Consider the following 16,591-nt stretch of genomic DNA (forward strand, 5'->3'; position numbering starts at 1 on the left):
AACGAGAAAACGAGCATGCCCGCCATGATGACCCAGCCTCCCCTATCCCCTTCTCATCGGGGTCGATACGCCCTCTCACACCTGCTGTTGTTGCTGGGGTTTTTGACTGGGCTGTCTCTCACCCAGGGGTGCGAACAAAGCGACCCAGACACTGTTCCTGAAAAAACGCTGGTGATTTATTCCGGCATCACCATGGTCAAACCCATTCAAGCTCTGGCAGACACCTTTGAATCCCGCCATCCCGGGGTCAGCGTTCGCATTAAGCAAGGCGCCAGCGAATACCTCTACAACACACTCAAGATCGAACAAAAAGGCGACCTTTATTTTCCGGGCAGCCATAGTTATCGCCTGGCATTTGCCCAGGAAGGTTTTTTTGAAAACCACGCACTGGTCGGGTACAACCGGGTCGCTATGGTCGTCGCCATAGGCAATCCCAAACAGCTCAGCAATGACCTGACCCACCTCACCGATCCTGATTTATCGGTGGTGCTGTCTTCGCCCGAATCCGGTGCCATCGGCCGGAATGTCAAATCCGTCCTGGACCGGGTCGGGCTAACCGAACAGGTGTATCGCAACGTCACTTACTTCACCACCGATTCGCATCGATTAAGCAGCGCCATCAAACGGGGCCATGCTGACCTGGCATTAAACTGGTACGCCACCACACTCTGGCCTGAAAACCAGAGCGACATCGAAGGCATGCTGTTGCCCGAGGAAGTTGCCGCAAAAAAACGTCTGGAGCTGATCCGCCTGTCATTTGCTCAGGAACCGGCGCTGGCCAACGCATTCATGCAACTGGCGACGTCCCGCGAGGGCATTGAGACCTTCCATCGGTTTGGCTTTCTGACCGATGACGAACGCCAGGCTCATTTGTCAGCCTTATCATCGCAAAAGGGCACGCCATGAAATCCACGTTGATCCGACGGACCCCGCGCAATCTCTTCCTGCTTCTGATGGTGTTTGTGGTGGGATTTGGACTGCAAGCCATTCTCAACCACAGTATCGACCGTTTTATTTCAGCATTAGATCAGAAGGTAGCCAATGCCGAAGTGGAAACCCTCATCGGGCAACAAATCAAACTGGATATTTATAAAATCGAATCCGATTTTTACCAGCTGGCCACCTTTCCCAACCAGCACTTGCGCCGGATTATTCTGGAAGACATCCGTGCCCAGCAAGCCGACATTGCCAAGGCGTTAAATACGCTGAACCAGGGCGGCACCTATCGCCATCAGATCGATCTCAACCTGCCCAACACCGACACCGAATACGAAATCCTGACCTATGAACCCCCGAGCAAGGAACATTTTTCTTTCGCGCGCGCCGACATTCTGCCCAAATTTCCGCTCATCAACCACAAAGCCCGCGAATTGGCCGATCAACTGGCCGACATTGATCGACAGATTGCCGAAACCCCTCAGGCGTTGACCCAAGCCATCGACCACCTGAAACTGGAGGTCAAATTTTTCAAGCCGCTCTTTCACCGACTCAAAGAAGACGCCAATCGCATCAGCTATAACGCCAAGCAAAATTTCCAAGCACTGCAGGCGGATGTGACCAGACAAAAAAACGCCTACCGCCAAATCCAGATGATTTTAACCCTGACCACGTTATTACTGGGGCTGGCGTTTTTCTGGTCACTGAGCCGCAACATCCGCAAAACCACCGAACAGATCGAAGCCAGCCACGACTACACCCACGACATCCTGGCATCGCAGGACACCCTGATCATTGTCAATGACGGCAAAAAACTGGTGGATGCCAGTGGCGGGTTTTTCAAATTCTTTCAGGGCTATGACACCATTGAAGCTTTCCGTCGGGATTACGACTGCGTCTGCGATTTGTTTGCACGCGAACCTGGTTATTTATACAAATTTGACGATCAGGACTGGTTGGACTATGTATTGCAACACCCCAACACCATCCATAAAGCCAAAGTCTGCTATCAGGACAGACAGACGGTGTTTCAAGTGTCTGTGGCCAAATCACGCCACGACCAGCGCTACATCATCTCCATGTTCGACATCACCGAAAACGAACGCATCAATCAGGCACTGGCCGAACAGAAAGACAAAGCCCTGGCCGCAACCGAAGCCAAAGGGCAGTTTCTGGCCAATATGAGCCACGAAATACGCACCCCCATGAATGCAATTCTGGGCTTTATCAGTCTGCTCAAGGAAAAACCACTCGATGCCGAAGCACGGGAATACCTCCAAACCATCGACAACGCCAGTCAGTCTTTGCTAGGCATCATCAATGACATTTTGGACTTGAGCAAAATTGAGAGCGGGCATCTGCGCATTGACCCATCGGAATTTGATCCGCACAAAGAATTCAATGTCACCGCCGATCTGTTCAAAGCCCGTAGCAGCGAAAAGAACATCTATTTTGAACTGACCTTGCCCAAGCAACTGCCACCGGGTCTGAAAACCGATGTGCTGCGGCTCAAGCAAGTGCTCAACAATCTCCTGTCCAATGCAGTCAAGTTCACCGAACCCAATCACCGAATCCAACTGCAGATCGACTATCAGGAAAACGACCCCAAAAATCACCAGGCCTGGTTGCATTTCAACGTAACGGACGAGGGCATCGGCATGACGCCGGAACAACTGGAAAAAGTCTTCGAAGCCTTCACTCAGGCCGAATCCCATACCATGCGTCAGTACGGAGGCACCGGCCTGGGCCTGACCATCAGCGCCAGGCTGGTGGAAATGCTCGGGGGCCAACTCAAAGCCACCTCAACGCCCGGTCGAGGAAGCTGTTTTTATTTTGCCATTCCGGTGGAAAAAGTCGCTCGCCCCATTGAAACGTCCAAAGACGACTCACAGGCCCCATCTTTGCGTGGGCATGTGTTACTGGTGGAGGACAACCAAACCAACCAATTACTGATGTCGGCCATTCTCAAAAAAATCGGCCTCACCTTGGACATTGCTTCGGATGGGTTCGAAGCCATTGAGTGCGTGCAAAAGCACGATTACGACCTGGTTCTCATGGACGAAAACATGCCCAACCTAAATGGCATTGAAGCGACTCGGGAAATCCGTCAATTGGGCACCCGCTATGAAACCTTGCCCATCATTGCCCTGACCGCCAATGCGATGACTGGCGACCGCGAACGCTTTCTGGCCGCCGGCATGGACGAATACCTCTCCAAACCCGTTAACCTGTCCAAACTGATCGAGGTAGTGCAGCCTTTTCTGTCCGCACCGCAAGCCCGCAAGGAATGAAGGAAGTGGGCATGGGTCATTGCGTCTGCCCCCGACCTCATTATAATTGATAGATTCCCGGTCCGGGCACGTCGGATCACGCACTCGCCTGTCGGTCAGGCACACGAGAAAAGATGAGGTACTCATGACGCATGCCTTGCAAACGCTATGCCAAACCCTTTTACAACAGCTCAACACCCAGATCATCGGTCAGGGGCATTTGACCGAACGAATGCTGATGACGCTGCTCTGCGATGGGCACCTACTGGTCGAAGGTCCGCCGGGCCTGGCCAAAACCCGTGCCATCAAAACCCTGGCGGCCATGATCGAAGGCGATTACCATCGCATTCAGTTCACCCCGGATCTGCTGCCCTCCGACATCACCGGCACCGAAATCTATCGCCAGGAAACCGGCCAGTTTGAACTGCAGAAAGGGCCGATTTTTCAGAATCTGGTTCTGGCCGACGAAATCAACCGCGCGCCGGCCAAAGTCCAATCCGCTTTATTGGAGGCCATGGCCGAAGAACAGGTCACCGTAGGCAAACACACCCTGAAACTGGAAAAACTGTTTATGGTTATGGCCACCCAGAACCCGATCGAACAGGAAGGCACCTACCCCTTGCCCGAAGCCCAGCTGGACCGGTTTCTGATGCATGTGCGCATTGATTACCCTGACCGGGATGCGGAAAAGGCCATTCTCACGCTGACCGAAAACGAAGCCCGCCAAGAGGGCCAGACCACTGACTTGCCCCGCTTGACTCAGGCCGATCTGTTTGCCGCCCGACAGGCCATCCTTGACGTGCATTTGAACGAAAGTCTTCAAACCTACATCATTGAACTGGTCATGGCCAGCCGTGAACCCGATCACTATGACGCGAATCTGGCGCGCTACATTGATTATGGCGTCAGCCCCCGCGCTACCCTGGCACTGGCACGAACGGCTCGCGCCCACGCCTGGCTCAATGGGCGGGACTATGTCACCCCGGATGACGTTCAGGCTGTGGTGCACGACATTTTCCGCCACCGTTTGCTCTTGAGTTTTGAAGCGGAAGCCGCGGATCAGACGCCTGATTCAGTGGTGGATGCCCTGCTGGAACGCGTCCCGGTGGTCTGACGCCATGGCTCGCCTTTATAACGATCTCAATGAATTGACCGCCCTGAGGTTTCATGTGAAACATCGACGACTGGTGCGTCAACAGAAACTGGTATCGCAAAAAGGCGGGGCGCATCAGGCCGTGCGCAAAGGCCGCGGCATGACCTTCAGTGAAGTGCGCGAATACCAGCCGGGCGATGACGTGCGTCACATCGACTGGAAAGTGACCGCCCGCCAGCAGAAAGCCCATACCAAAGTCTTTACCGAAGAGCTAGAAAAGCCCGTCATTGCCCTGTGTGAACAGACACCGGTCATGTTTTTTGGCAGTCAGGTCCGATTCAAGTCGGTTCAAGCGCTGAATCTGGCCACCGCGCTCGGCTGGATCACTCTGCACCAGGGCGACCGTTTTGGTGGCTGGGGTTTTAATGCGCAAACCCACGCCTTCACCCCCCCCAAACACCAGCACCGCAGCCTGATGCGCTTCATTCAACAGACGCAACACCTTCAGACCGCCCTGAAAGCGCCCGGTCTACCCGATCCGCTGGCCTGGACCCGTCAGCTGGAAGCGCTCAGCCCCAGCCTTCGCCCTGGCTCGCGTCTGATTCTGATTGGCCATCTGCTGGATCAACCCGATGCGTTTTTTGCCCGCTTGCGTCAATTACAGAAACATCAACAGCTTGACCTGATTCACGTTTTTGATCCGTTGGAGTGTGACTTACCGTTCAATGGCATGCTCAGCGTCACCGACGGGCAAACCCAAACCCAGCTCAACAGCCAGAGTGACCGTGTTCACCAAGCCTGGCGAAGCGGTTTTGACCAGGCCTGGTCAAAATTGGAAGCCCGCTGCCGTCAACTGCATTTTCCCCTGATGGCCATCAACGGTCAACAGGACCCGGTCACCGCCTTACAGCAAGCAGGGATGATTCGCTGATGCCGGCGCTGACACCTCAACAACAGGCCCTGCTGGCGCAACTCCAAGATATCCACCTGCCGGAGCCGGTCGGTTGGTGGCCACCCTCGCAAACGCTGATTGGTTTGCTGGTGGGCCTGGGTGGTATTCTGATCGGCCTACTCTGGTACTATCTCACCCAGCGACGTCACAACCGCTATCGACGCGAAGCCTTAGCCCGACTGGACCGGATCGAATCCGAATCCGAATCAGAGATTGACCGGTTGCAAGCCATTCAGGCGCTGCTCAAACAGGTGGCGATCACGCAGTACGGCCGCACACGAGTGGCCGCACTCACGGATCGAAACTGGGCCGATTTTCTGCACCAGACGGCGCTTTACCTGCCTCAACCCGAGCATCTGGTCGATACCTTCAACTGGGCCTATCAATACCAACAAGATGCCTCGTTGCCCGACACCGCACCAGAGCGCATCCAAGCCGTTCGTGCTTACGCACGACGCTGGATCAAGGGGCATCACAAATGATCGAGACCCTGATTCAATTCTGGCAACATCTGGACTGGCTCACGCCCTGGTTGATTGCACTCGCCGCCTTGCCGTGGCTGCTCAAGCGTCTGTTGCCACCCAAAAAAAACCAGACATTGCCCCTGCATGCGCCGCACCTGCTCAATCAGTGGCAGCAGGCACCCAAAGCCGGATGGCAAACGCCTCGTCAGGCCAATCGCATCCCCCCGCTTCTGGCCCTGGTCTGGCTGTGTCTGCTGCTTGCAGCCATGCGCCCGGTCTGGTTTCTGGACAATCAACCATTTCAGGCCAGCGGCCGCGATATGATGCTTGCCGTGGATCTGTCCGGCAGCATGGAAAAACAGGACATGCGCATCGGCGTGGATTATGTGGACCGTCTTACGGCGGTCAAACACGTAGTCAAGGATTTCATCGAACAACGCCAGGGGGATCGCATGGGACTGGTGGTCTTCGGCACACAGGCCTTTTTGCAAAGCCCTCTGACGCATGATCTGGCCACCGTGCGCACCCTGCTGGCCGAAACCGCCATCGGCATGGCCGGCAACAACACCGCCATCGGCGATGCCATCGGCATCAGCCTCAAACACCTGCAAGCGACCGATCAGACCAATGCGGTCCTGATTCTGCTCACCGATGGCTCCAACACCGCCGGACAGGTCACGCCGATTGATGCCGCCCAGCAGGCCGAAGCCGCCGGACTCAAAATCCACACCATCGCCTTTGGTGACGCCGACCCCAATACACGCGGCAGCATCGAGGAATTTTTGTTCAGCCGCCAGAGCAACATTGACCTTCAGACTCTGAAAACCATTGCCGAAAACACCGGCGGAGAGTTTTTCATCGCCAACGAGACCGAGCAACTGGAAAGCATCTATCAGACCATTGATGAGCTGGAAGCCACCGAGCATGATCTCAACAGTTACCGTCTGCGTCAGGAACTCTATTACTGGCCTCTTGGCGCGGCGCTGATTTTCAGCTGGCTGTTTGCCTTACAACGTCTCTGGCCCAGTGTACGGAGGCCCGAATGAACGACGCCCTGTTCCATTTTCTTCGTCCGCACTGGCTGTGGGCTCTGCTCCCGCTATTGTGGCTGCTCTGGGCGCTTTGGCGGAGCCGCCGAGCCAGCAATCGCTGGCAATCGTTGATTGATCCGGCGTTCCATCGTGTATTGCTGGGCGAAACCTCTCAGGCACAGCGTTCCTATCTCTGGCTGGTCGGTCTGGGCCTGCTCTGGTTTGTCGCCATTGTGGCGCTGGCCGGACCAACTTGGAGCAAGGTCGATACGCCGGCGGAAAAAACCCGCCAGGGCATGGTGGTCCTACAGGATTTATCCTTGAGTCAGCACGCGGACGACCTCACGCCCAACCGACTGACCCGGGCCCGTTATCTGCTGACCGATCAACTGGCTCAACGGCCCTGGCTGCACACGGGGCTGGTAGGCTATGCGGGCAGTGCCCACGCGATTACGCCGATCAGCGAAGACAATGAAACCCTGCTCACGATGTTGCCGGTACTGGACCCGGTCATCATGCCCGAATACGGAGCCGATGCAGTCGAAGGCTTTCAGCTGGCCAATCGATTGCTTGAGGGCGCCCAGATCGACCGCAAACATCTGCTCTGGATCACCGATGATGTGGAAGCTGATGAAATCGACCCACTGACCGACTTTGTGACCACGCATCAAATCGATTTGCGCATCCTGGTGGTGGGCACACAAAACGGTGGTGTGATCCAGGTGCCGGAATACGGTCTGATCAAAGACAAACAGGGCACAGCGGTTCGCCCGGGCGTGCCGCTCGATCGGTTTGAAACCCTGGCCCGTCAGACCCAAAGCCCAATGATGCAGTTAACCCAGACACCGATTGATCCGACGCCACTGTTTCCCTCACCGCTGATGGCGCAGACCGTTGGCGAAAGCGAGCGAACTCAGACACGCGATCAATGGCTGGATCAGGGACTTTGGCTGTTGTGGTTGTTGGTCCCGGGGTTGTTGATCGGCTTTCGAAAAGGGGTGCTTTTATCCTGGTCGCCCGTCGCTTTGATGGCCACGGCCAGTGTTTACCTGAGCCTGCTGATGCCAGCACCGGTTTATGCCGACCCGACGTCATCACAGCAGGAACTGAGCCTGCTGGAAGTGCTTAAATCAGGCGATCAGCAAGGCTATGAAAAATTTCAGCAAAAGGATTTTGCCGCCGCCGCCGATCGCTTTGAAGACCCGATGTGGCGCGGGGCCAGTCTGTATCGACAGGGCGATTACCAGGGCGCACTGAAAGCCTTCAATCAGGCCAGCGGCGCCGAGGCGCACTACAACCGGGGGAATGCTCTGACCCAGCTGGGCCGTTATGACGAGGCCATCAAAGCCTACGATCAGGCCCTGACCAGACAGCCCGATCACGCGGGCGCACAACACAACCGCGAACTGGTGCAAACGCTTAAAAACGTACCACCACCCAAACCCGATGAGCAACCCGCCGGACAAAACCCCGGCGATAACCAGGGCGCACCGGATCAGACCCCACCCAAACAGGCCGACACTGGTCAACAGGGGCAGCAAAGTGATCAGGCCGAAAGCCAGAATCAGAGCGGTGAGGGCTCTGCGCCCGGTCAATCCGCGCAAAACGATCTGGATCAACGTCAACAGGCGCCTCAGACCGATCCTGCAAAGCCAGAAACGAATACGGACCATCGCGATTCAACTCAGGCCAAAGCGCAGGGAAGCGCGGCAGAAACTCAGACCAAGCCGGATTCAAAAGCGGATAATGTCCCCCGTGAGACGATGAAAACGGCCGAGCAAGACCAAAACGAGAAAGCCCAGGCGCAAAATGCTCAAGCGCGCGAGGCGGAACAGGCCCGACAGACCTGGCTCAATCAAATCCCCGATGAACCGGCCCTGTTTCTGAAACGTAAATTCGACTATCAGTACCAGCAACGTCAGTCCTCCCATGAGGACGAAACGGCATCGCAAGATAAGAAAATATGGTGATCCGCATGAAACCGCGCAAACCTAGCCACCATACGCCTGAACGCCGCCGGATACTCAACCGCATCATTCTGGTGATCCTGGTCGCGGTCATGCTGCTGCTCCTGATCCCCCAGCTACACGCCAGCGACAAACAATTAACGGCCGACGTGGATCGCACCCGGATTGAAATGGGCGATGTGCTCAAACTCAAAGTGCAGACCAATTTTGAAACCACCGGCACCCCGGATTTCAGTCAGCTACAGGATCAGTTTGAAATATTGGGACGCCAGCGCAGCAGTCGCATTGAAATCAGCAATGGCCGCTACAAAGCTTTTTCCCGCTGGGATCTGCACCTGAGTCCCCGACAACAGGGCGAGCTGGTGATTCCGCCGTTTGAGGTCGATGACGCCATCAGTGCACCTTTAACCATTGAGGTCCGCCCTCCGAGCCAACAAAACGACGTCCGGCGCGGAGCCAGCTTTGTTGAATCTTTTGTCGAGGCCAAATCGGTCTATGTACAACAACAGGTACACTATACACTGCGGTTCTATCACCTGGGCCAGTTCATCAACGGCAACATCCGACCGCCGCGTTTTGACGAGGCTTTGTCCTTTTCTCTGCGCAACCAGTTTCAATATCAAAAACAGATCGGCGCCCATCGCTACGAGGTCTATGAATGGACCTGGGTGTTTTACCCACAGAAAAGCGGCACCTACACCCTGCCACCCCAGGGATTTGATGGGCGCATTCAATATCGCGGCCAGTTGCGGCTGGTGCAGGACCGTACTCAGCCCATCCAGATTGAAGTCAAACCCATTCCCGATGCCTTTCCTGCCTCCGAACCCTGGCTGCCGGCCCAGTCCGTTCAGCTGACACAGCAGTTTGACGGTCCGCGCCAACCCAGTGTGGGTGAAACCGTCCAACGCACACTCACTCTGCGGGCCAAAGGTCTGTTGGCCTCTCAGTTGCCCGAAGTGATCAGTCAGGCCTCGGAGGGCCTGTCGCTCTACCCGAAAAAACCCGCGCTTGATAATCAGGCTCACCAGCAAACCGTCATCAGCGAACGCCAACAAACCATTGAAGCAGTGGCCAATGCCTCGGGAGCCCAGCGCTTTGCCCCCATTACCCTGCACTGGTGGAACACCAACACCGATCAACTGGAAACCCTGACTTTGCCGGAACGACGCATCGAGGTGAGTGCTGCCGTCGGTCAAACCGGCCAGGTTTTTTTACCCGAAGCGACGCCCTCTTATTCGGAAACCAGCCGTACTGACTCGGACACGACTTGGACGCCACCGAAATGGTGGTTGTGGGGACTGGTCCCTCTGTTGCTGGCAGCGCTTTTTGTGATGATGCGATACCGCCAGCCAGGTCGTCAAACCCAAACTGAGCCCTCTGACAAGCTTCCTTCCAAGCACACGGTGTTGGCGCATAAGATCAAACAGGCAAATCGACTTTGCGACCCCGACACCCTTGAACCAACCGACGTGTATCGACAATTGCAGCAGCAACTGCAAGCGAATCCGAACATGAACCAACTGGCAGCGGTACAAGACTTGAACCAGGCGCTTCAAGCCCATCTGTTTGCCGACAAACCTTTACCCCAGGAGGCGTTGATCACTTTAAAAACCCAAGTCTGCGAGGCCGAGGTGCCAGACAACAAACAACCCGCTCGGGCCGCGTCACAACTGCAACCGCTTTATCCCAACAAATCGAATCAACCATAGACAGAGTCGGGGTCACCCAACCATTGGATGCCAAATGACGGGCAAGAATGCACCGATTCACGCCTTGAGTTGGGATAAAATGGAATAACACACTCGAAAATCAGAGCCATGAAAACGTTTCTAACCCCGTTTCACCATCGCCTTAACCTTGATCAGAGTTCGCCCGACTACCATCGAGCCATTTTTTTATGGTATTACCTCTGGACCATGGCATCGCTCTTTGCGTTTTTCAGCGTCTTCAACCTGACCAAAACGCTCAATTACCCCGTGGCACTGGCGGAAATCCTATTGTTTGTCGGTCTGATGGGGCTGGTATACCGTTTTCAGAACCGTGAAACCATGCAGCAGGTGGTCTGGATTTTTGTGGGGTTAATGACCTTTTTTGCCCTGTTTTACGCGGTTGCTTCGATTAAAACCAATGATCCGTTTGTCTGGATGCCCTTGTTTATATTCAGCAACTTTTTTCTGCTGGGTTCCAAACATGGTTTACGCATCAATCTGTTTTTTCTGATACTGTTTCTGGGCTATCTGTGGTCCCCCTTTCTTCAGTCCTTAACAGTGACCGGCAAAATCAACAGCACCCTGGCGCTTGTGAGCATTTTTATCGCGATGTATTTTTATGAAATCAGCCGTGAAAACGCTTACCAAAAACTCAATCTCCGCAGCCGACAGATATACCGAAGTTCCATCACCGATGCCCTGACCCGATTGCCCAACCGTACCAGTTTGGATCAACAGTTCCAGCGCTTGTTCACGGAGAAAACACCTCAGTCGGACTGGCATCTGCTCATTCTGGATCTCGATCACTTCAAACGCCTGAATGATCGGCTGGGACATCTGGCTGGCGACGACGCCTTAAAAAAGGTCGCAGGGGTGCTCAACCGATATCAAGCGCAAGCCATGGCACTGGGTCGTTGGGGCGGTGAAGAATTTTTGCTTGCGATGAATCGGCCAGCCAAGCAAGTCAGTGATCTCGCGGAAGCCATCCGCCGAGAAGTTGAAACCCTCTCACCGGCGTTGGGAGAAAAGCGTGATCTGACCATCAGTATCGGCATTGCCCGCTGGCAGGCATCGTTTCGCAGCATCGATGACTGGATTGCCGCAGCGGATAAACAGCTATACCAGGCCAAAGCCAGGGGCCGCAATCGTGTGGCAATGGCTGAACCGAGGGCAAGAAGCGTGTCACACGAACCCTTTCCCAAACCCTCAAATGGGGAAGCGGGTTAAGACTTGCTTGATTCAAAATGCCCTTCGGCAATCTTCTGCACGGCCGGGTAATCCGTTTTGCCGGTGCCCAGCACGGGAATGCTTTCCACCAGAATCACTGTCCGCGGCACCATCAGGTCGGAAACATTCGCATTTTGTGCCGCTTGGCGAATGCCCTGGCGACTCAGGGATTCATCATTGGTCACCAGAATCAGTTGCTCCCCTTTGCGTGCATCCGCCACCGCCACCACCACATGGTGGCCTTCCGGATGGGCCGCGTTGATATAGCTTTCCACCGCCGTCAGTGAAATCATTTCACCGGCGATTTTGGCAAATCGTTTGGCCCGTCCCCGGATCTGTACAAAGCCGTCATCATCCATGGTCACCACATCGCCGGTGTCATGCCAGCCGTCTTTGGGCGGCTGCAATTCACCCGGCGCGGTGTGGAGCAAGTACCCCAGCATGATATTGGGCCCGGCCACCTCCAGACTCCCGCCCTCGGAAATGCCTTCGATCGGGCGCAATCGGGCCCTGACCCCGGGCACCAGCTGGCCGACGGTACCATGCTTAAAACTTTGCGGAATGTTGACGGCCAGCACCGGCGAGGTTTCGGTGACACCATAGCCTTCAAAAATGGGGGTCAGAAAACGATCGGCATACAAGCGTCGCGTTTCGGGACGCAGTTTTTCCGCCCCGGCCACCAGATAACGCACGCTGTAAAAATCATAGGGATCGGCTTTTTTGGCATAGCCATTGAAAAAGGTGTCCGTGCCAAAAAGCAGCTTCACATTAAGGTGATACACTTTTTCCGGGATCACCGCATAATGCAACGGCGACGGATACAAATACACTTTTGCCCCTTTGAGCACTGGCCACAACAACCCGGCGGTCAGACCGAAACTGTGGAAACAGGGCAAAGCATTCAACAATTGTTCATTCGGCAGCAGCGTTAACATCGCCGAAACCTGATTGATGTTGGCGACCAGATTATCATGAGACAACACCACGCCTTTGGGCACGCCTTCCGATCCAGAGGTGAACAGCACCACCGCCTCATCCTCTGGTTGTCTGGCTTGTCCTAGTAGGGTTTTCGGGCGTGTCAGCAAAGCGGCGACCTTATCACGCCAGGTCACGGTTTCACGCACATCTTCCAAATACACCACCGATACCAGATCGGACAAAGCGTCCAGAGTCTCGCCCAGATCAAACGCGTCCACAAACTTACGCGATGTGATCACTGTGTCCAGCTGGGCGGTTTGACAGGCCGAACGCATCGGGCCCAAGCCCGCTGTAAAATTCAGCAAAGCCGGCACCCGACCATACGCCTGCAAACCAAAAAAGGTGACCGCCAACCCGGCCACATTGGGCAACAACACACCCACACGAGTCGATTCCGAGGCCGGGTGCGACAATGACGCATTGAGTTTTTTGCCCAGAATCATCGCCCCCAGCCGCAGCTTTTTACGCGTCAAGGCAACCTCATTAATGTCTTCGACACAGACCTCACCGGTCTGATCGGCCTGTTCGGATGCGAGCAACGCCTGCCAAAGATTCATCGGATGGTGATGCGCTTCAAACCCGGCATCGCGCATCAACAGAAACAACGCATTTTTATAAGCTTTGTGACGATTTTTACCTTGCTTGACACGCTCCGGCACAGACAGAAACCGGGGCGCGAGCAGTGTCATTCGAATGCGAGGAAACCAGCGCAGCGGTGTGTAGGCCTGGCGGGTACCATCCAGATAAGAAAAGCGTGAAAATTGTGCGCCGTTAATGTGCAAAGGCAGAATCTGGGCGCCGGCTTTGTGCGCCACCAGACCCGTGCCCTCATAAATTTTCATCAGACTGCCAGTGGTGGTAATACGCCCTTCCGGAAAGATCATGCATTGACGCCCTGCTTTCAATGCTTTGATCACGCGTTTGACCGCATAAGGGTTATAGAAGTTGACTTTGAAATGTTCAACAAAGCTCAACAAAAAGCGCTCATGCCACTTGCGGGTATGACCCTCATCAATCATAAAAGCCGTCTGCCCGGGCACAAACACACTGATCAGAACGCCATCAATGAGCGATACATGATTGGCGACCAACAACAAAGGGGCTTCTGACTCTTTTGCACGGCGGTAATGGTTCAGACCTTCCACCTGGACCCGATATAATAATTTCAGTAGCCCTTTAAACGCCCAACGCATCAGACGATGCCGTAAACCAGGCTGATAATGTTTCAGCCCCGAGTCGGACACACCGGATGCGGATGGATTGTGCACTGATTGACTCATACTGTCTCCTGCAAAACGCGACGCCGTCGGTGGGACCAAAGACTGACAGCAAACACCATGACACTCAGCATCCATAACAAGGTTAACAAACCGGCACCCAGGGCATAAACCGCCATGATCCAGAGTGCGGACAACACCATAAACAAGGCATTGACGATGTTATTGACCGCCAGCACCCTGGCGCGTTGAGCTCTGGGAGAACGCTGAAGAAGCAAGGTATAAAGCGGCACAATCAGGCGTCCGCCCACCGCAGAAATGGCCATCAATGACAAGGCAAACATAATGCCCTGCGGCAAGGATAAAAAAGCCGTCAACGTCAGCAGGGTTTCATGTGAAACTTGATCACCCATGGGAGCCACAGGAAACGACACCAACTGCCAGGCTGTCAACGCCACCAGCAGAGCCAGCAGCAACCAGCTTCGTCCCAGTCCCCCAACGTCGCGGAGGCTTTCGATACGCGGATGACGCCAGACAATCCAGAGCGCCCCCAGGCCAATGCCCAGAGCAAAACTGACCAGCAGGGCCACCGCCACTGACTCATCACCGCCCAACCCGTCTTTGACCAATACCGGGATCTGGCTCAAAAAGGTCGCGCCCACAAACCAAAAACAGGCAATCGACAAAATCGCAAACCAGGCCTGGTCAAATGTCCGGGTTTGAACCACTTCCTGCCAGGTGAGCCGCCATAAGTGGCGCTCCAATGGCATCTCAGGCGATTGGGCCCGGGTTTGTGGCAGGGTCAAAGCCGTTAACCAACCCACAATGGCCAGCGAAACCACTGCCAGTGCCATCCAGTAAGGGCCCTGATCCACCATCACCACCCAGCCGCCCATAAGCGTGCCCAGCAAAATCGCAACAAAGGTCGAGGCATTAAACCAGCCATTGGCATGCATCAGGCGCGCCGAACCCAGGTATTCCGGCAGAATCGCGTATTTGATCGGCCCAAAAAACGTCGACTGAACGCCCATAAAAAACAGCGTGCCCAGCAACAAAGGCGTGGATTGCGCAATCAAGGCCATGGCCCCAAACAACATGATCAGAACCTCGGCCAGCTTGATTCGTTTGATCAGCTCGCTTTTGGCATAACGATCGGCCAGTTGCCCGGCAAACGCCGAAAACAGGAAAAACGGCAGAATAAAGATGCCCGCCGCCATCGCCACCAGAAACCCGGCGTCTTCGCCCGATTCCACCAGCGAAAAGGTGATCAGCATCACCAATGCATTTTTATACAGATTGTCGTTAAAAGCCCCGGCAAACTGGACCCAAAACAGAGAAAAGAAGGCAGGCGTGCGCAAAGACATTTAATAACGCCACACTAGTTGTGCACTGAAAATATTCACCGTCGAGGTGTAATCGCCTTTGAGCGTATTGGTACCAAGTCGATTGGTCTGAGCATAATCGACCTTAGCTTTGTTGGCCCACAGATGGCTGTAACCCAAGTCCAGGGTCCAGTCCCGAGCCAGATCATACCCCAGCCCGACGGAAACCCAGCGCCGATCCACATCCGGCGTGCGAGGCGAACGCTGTTCCTTGCCCGGAACGGGCGTATTGTCGTAGGCCAGTCCCGTGCGCAAACGTAACGCCTCACTGGCATGATAGACCGTGCCCAAACTGTAGCGCCAGCTGTCGTTGAAATCCTGATTGGATTCGGAATCGGGAGACTGGTTGTTAAACTCTACCACCAGTTCGTCATACCCCGACCACTGCGTCCAGGTCGTCCCGGCTAAAACTTGCCAGTTGGCATTAACCCGATAATCCATAGCCAAAGTGGCGGAGGCAGGCAAGGTCACTGATGCACTGGCACCGGCATCATAAAAAATTTGATTCAGCGTTGCCCCGCCCAAAGCTGGAATGCCGACGGTGTCGTTGATGTCGTCGTAATCCACCTTGCCAGACACCTCATGATTCATTCTTGAGCGGTAACTTAGCCCGATGTTCAACTGCGCCATCGGTTGAAACATGACCCCCGCATTCCAGCCAAACGCCCAACTGTCGCCCGTGACTTTGGCATTGGCATCGCCGTCGCCTAAATTGCTCTGATTGATTTTCTGCTCCAGCACCACATCCACATACTGTGCGTTCAACCCCAGCCCGATTTGCCACTGATCGTTGATCGCCGTGCTCCAGGCCGGATTGATATTGACGGTTTTAAGGTCGGTTTCGGTGGCGTGATAACGCCCGGCCCAATCTTCGTCATAAGAAATATGCTGGCCAAACGGCACATTGACGCCCAAGCCGAAGGTATGCTCGCCCAAACGATGCGCCCAGTAAAGATTGGGCACCACGCCCACCGTGGCCCCATCATCGCCTCCCGAACCTGCATCAGCGGTACCATAATAAGTGGAGCCGTCATCACGAAAACGCGCCGAGGGCGCAATCACATGCCCGGCGACCGCCATCTGATTAGAAGACAGGTTGGCCAGCACCGCCGGGTTAAACCACATCGAACTCACGTCCTGACGTTCCGCCGCCGCCCCGGCATACGACAGCCCCTGACCACTGGCCGACTGTTCGATCAATTGAAAGCCGGAAGCCAGCGCATTTTGAGCCCCCAAACACAATGGCAACAAACAAACACAGGAACAAAAGACCCGGCGCGGCAATGACGTCATGGTAAAAACCCTTTTCAACAAAAATTCAGTCGCATTTTAGCAACTGATCGGCGTGGGGGAATTGAATCTGAT

12 protein-coding genes are annotated in these 16,591 nt (G+C 55.0%); 9 read left to right on the forward strand and 3 right to left on the reverse strand.

Annotation, left to right across the window (positions count from 1 at the left end; genetic code table 11):
* Positions 1–15: 15 nt before the first annotated feature.
* From AVO41_RS00120 to AVO41_RS00160, 9 genes are all read left to right on the forward strand, one after another.
* Positions 16–906: a substrate-binding domain-containing protein gene (locus AVO41_RS00120; RefSeq protein WP_068580808.1), complete on the forward strand. Its 891-nt coding sequence runs from the start codon at positions 16–18 to the stop codon at positions 904–906.
* Positions 903–3,227, forward strand: a complete 2,325-nt coding sequence (locus tag AVO41_RS00125) for an ATP-binding protein (RefSeq protein WP_068580811.1) — start codon at positions 903–905, stop codon at positions 3,225–3,227. The genes AVO41_RS00120 and AVO41_RS00125 overlap by 4 nt, the downstream gene beginning before the upstream one ends.
* A gap of 124 nt (positions 3,228–3,351) precedes the next feature.
* Entirely contained in the window at positions 3,352–4,320 is a 969-nt protein-coding gene (locus AVO41_RS00130) for a MoxR family ATPase (protein WP_068580813.1), read from the forward strand.
* Between the two features lie 4 nt (positions 4,321–4,324).
* Positions 4,325–5,230 carry a DUF58 domain-containing protein gene (locus tag AVO41_RS00135; RefSeq protein WP_068580818.1) on the forward strand — a complete coding sequence of 302 codons (906 nt, stop codon included), beginning with the start codon at positions 4,325–4,327 and terminating at the stop codon, positions 5,228–5,230.
* Complete coding sequence (locus tag AVO41_RS00140; RefSeq protein ID WP_068580821.1) at positions 5,230–5,733, forward strand: DUF4381 domain-containing protein; 504 nt, start codon at positions 5,230–5,232, stop codon at positions 5,731–5,733. The genes AVO41_RS00135 and AVO41_RS00140 overlap by 1 nt, the downstream gene beginning before the upstream one ends.
* Entirely contained in the window at positions 5,730–6,761 is a 1,032-nt protein-coding gene (locus AVO41_RS00145; protein WP_068580823.1) for a VWA domain-containing protein, read from the forward strand. The genes AVO41_RS00140 and AVO41_RS00145 overlap by 4 nt, the downstream gene beginning before the upstream one ends.
* The gene (locus AVO41_RS00150; protein WP_068580827.1) at positions 6,758–8,716 is read left to right on the forward strand and encodes a tetratricopeptide repeat protein; all 1,959 of its coding nucleotides are present in this window, start codon (positions 6,758–6,760) and stop codon (positions 8,714–8,716) included. The genes AVO41_RS00145 and AVO41_RS00150 overlap by 4 nt, the downstream gene beginning before the upstream one ends.
* A gap of 5 nt (positions 8,717–8,721) precedes the next feature.
* Positions 8,722–10,422: a BatD family protein gene (locus AVO41_RS00155; protein WP_160326758.1), complete on the forward strand. Its 1,701-nt coding sequence runs from the start codon at positions 8,722–8,724 to the stop codon at positions 10,420–10,422.
* A 108-nt stretch (positions 10,423–10,530) separates the two neighbouring features.
* Positions 10,531–11,649, forward strand: coding sequence for a GGDEF domain-containing protein (locus AVO41_RS00160; RefSeq protein ID WP_068580835.1), 1,119 nt, complete (start codon positions 10,531–10,533; stop codon positions 11,647–11,649).
* Here AVO41_RS00160 and AVO41_RS00165 read toward each other — a convergent pair.
* From AVO41_RS00165 to AVO41_RS00175, 3 genes are read right to left on the reverse strand one after another with little or no spacing between them, the layout of a single operon-like run.
* Positions 11,646–13,907 carry an AMP-binding protein gene (locus tag AVO41_RS00165; RefSeq protein WP_235584617.1) on the reverse strand — a complete coding sequence of 754 codons (2,262 nt, stop codon included), beginning with the start codon at positions 13,905–13,907 and terminating at the stop codon, positions 11,646–11,648. The genes AVO41_RS00160 and AVO41_RS00165 overlap by 4 nt on opposite strands.
* A complete protein-coding gene (locus AVO41_RS00170) occupies positions 13,904–15,208 on the reverse strand; it encodes an MFS transporter (protein WP_068580838.1) in 1,305 nt (434 codons plus the stop codon). Before AVO41_RS00170 ends, AVO41_RS00165 begins: the two co-directional genes overlap by 4 nt.
* Positions 15,209–16,519, reverse strand: coding sequence for an OmpP1/FadL family transporter (locus AVO41_RS00175; protein ID WP_068580841.1), 1,311 nt, complete (start codon positions 16,517–16,519; stop codon positions 15,209–15,211).
* Positions 16,520–16,591 lie beyond the last annotated feature (72 nt).

The organism is Thiomicrospira sp. WB1 (assembly GCF_001507535.1).
Lineage (GTDB): Bacteria > Pseudomonadota > Gammaproteobacteria > Thiomicrospirales > Thiomicrospiraceae > Hydrogenovibrio.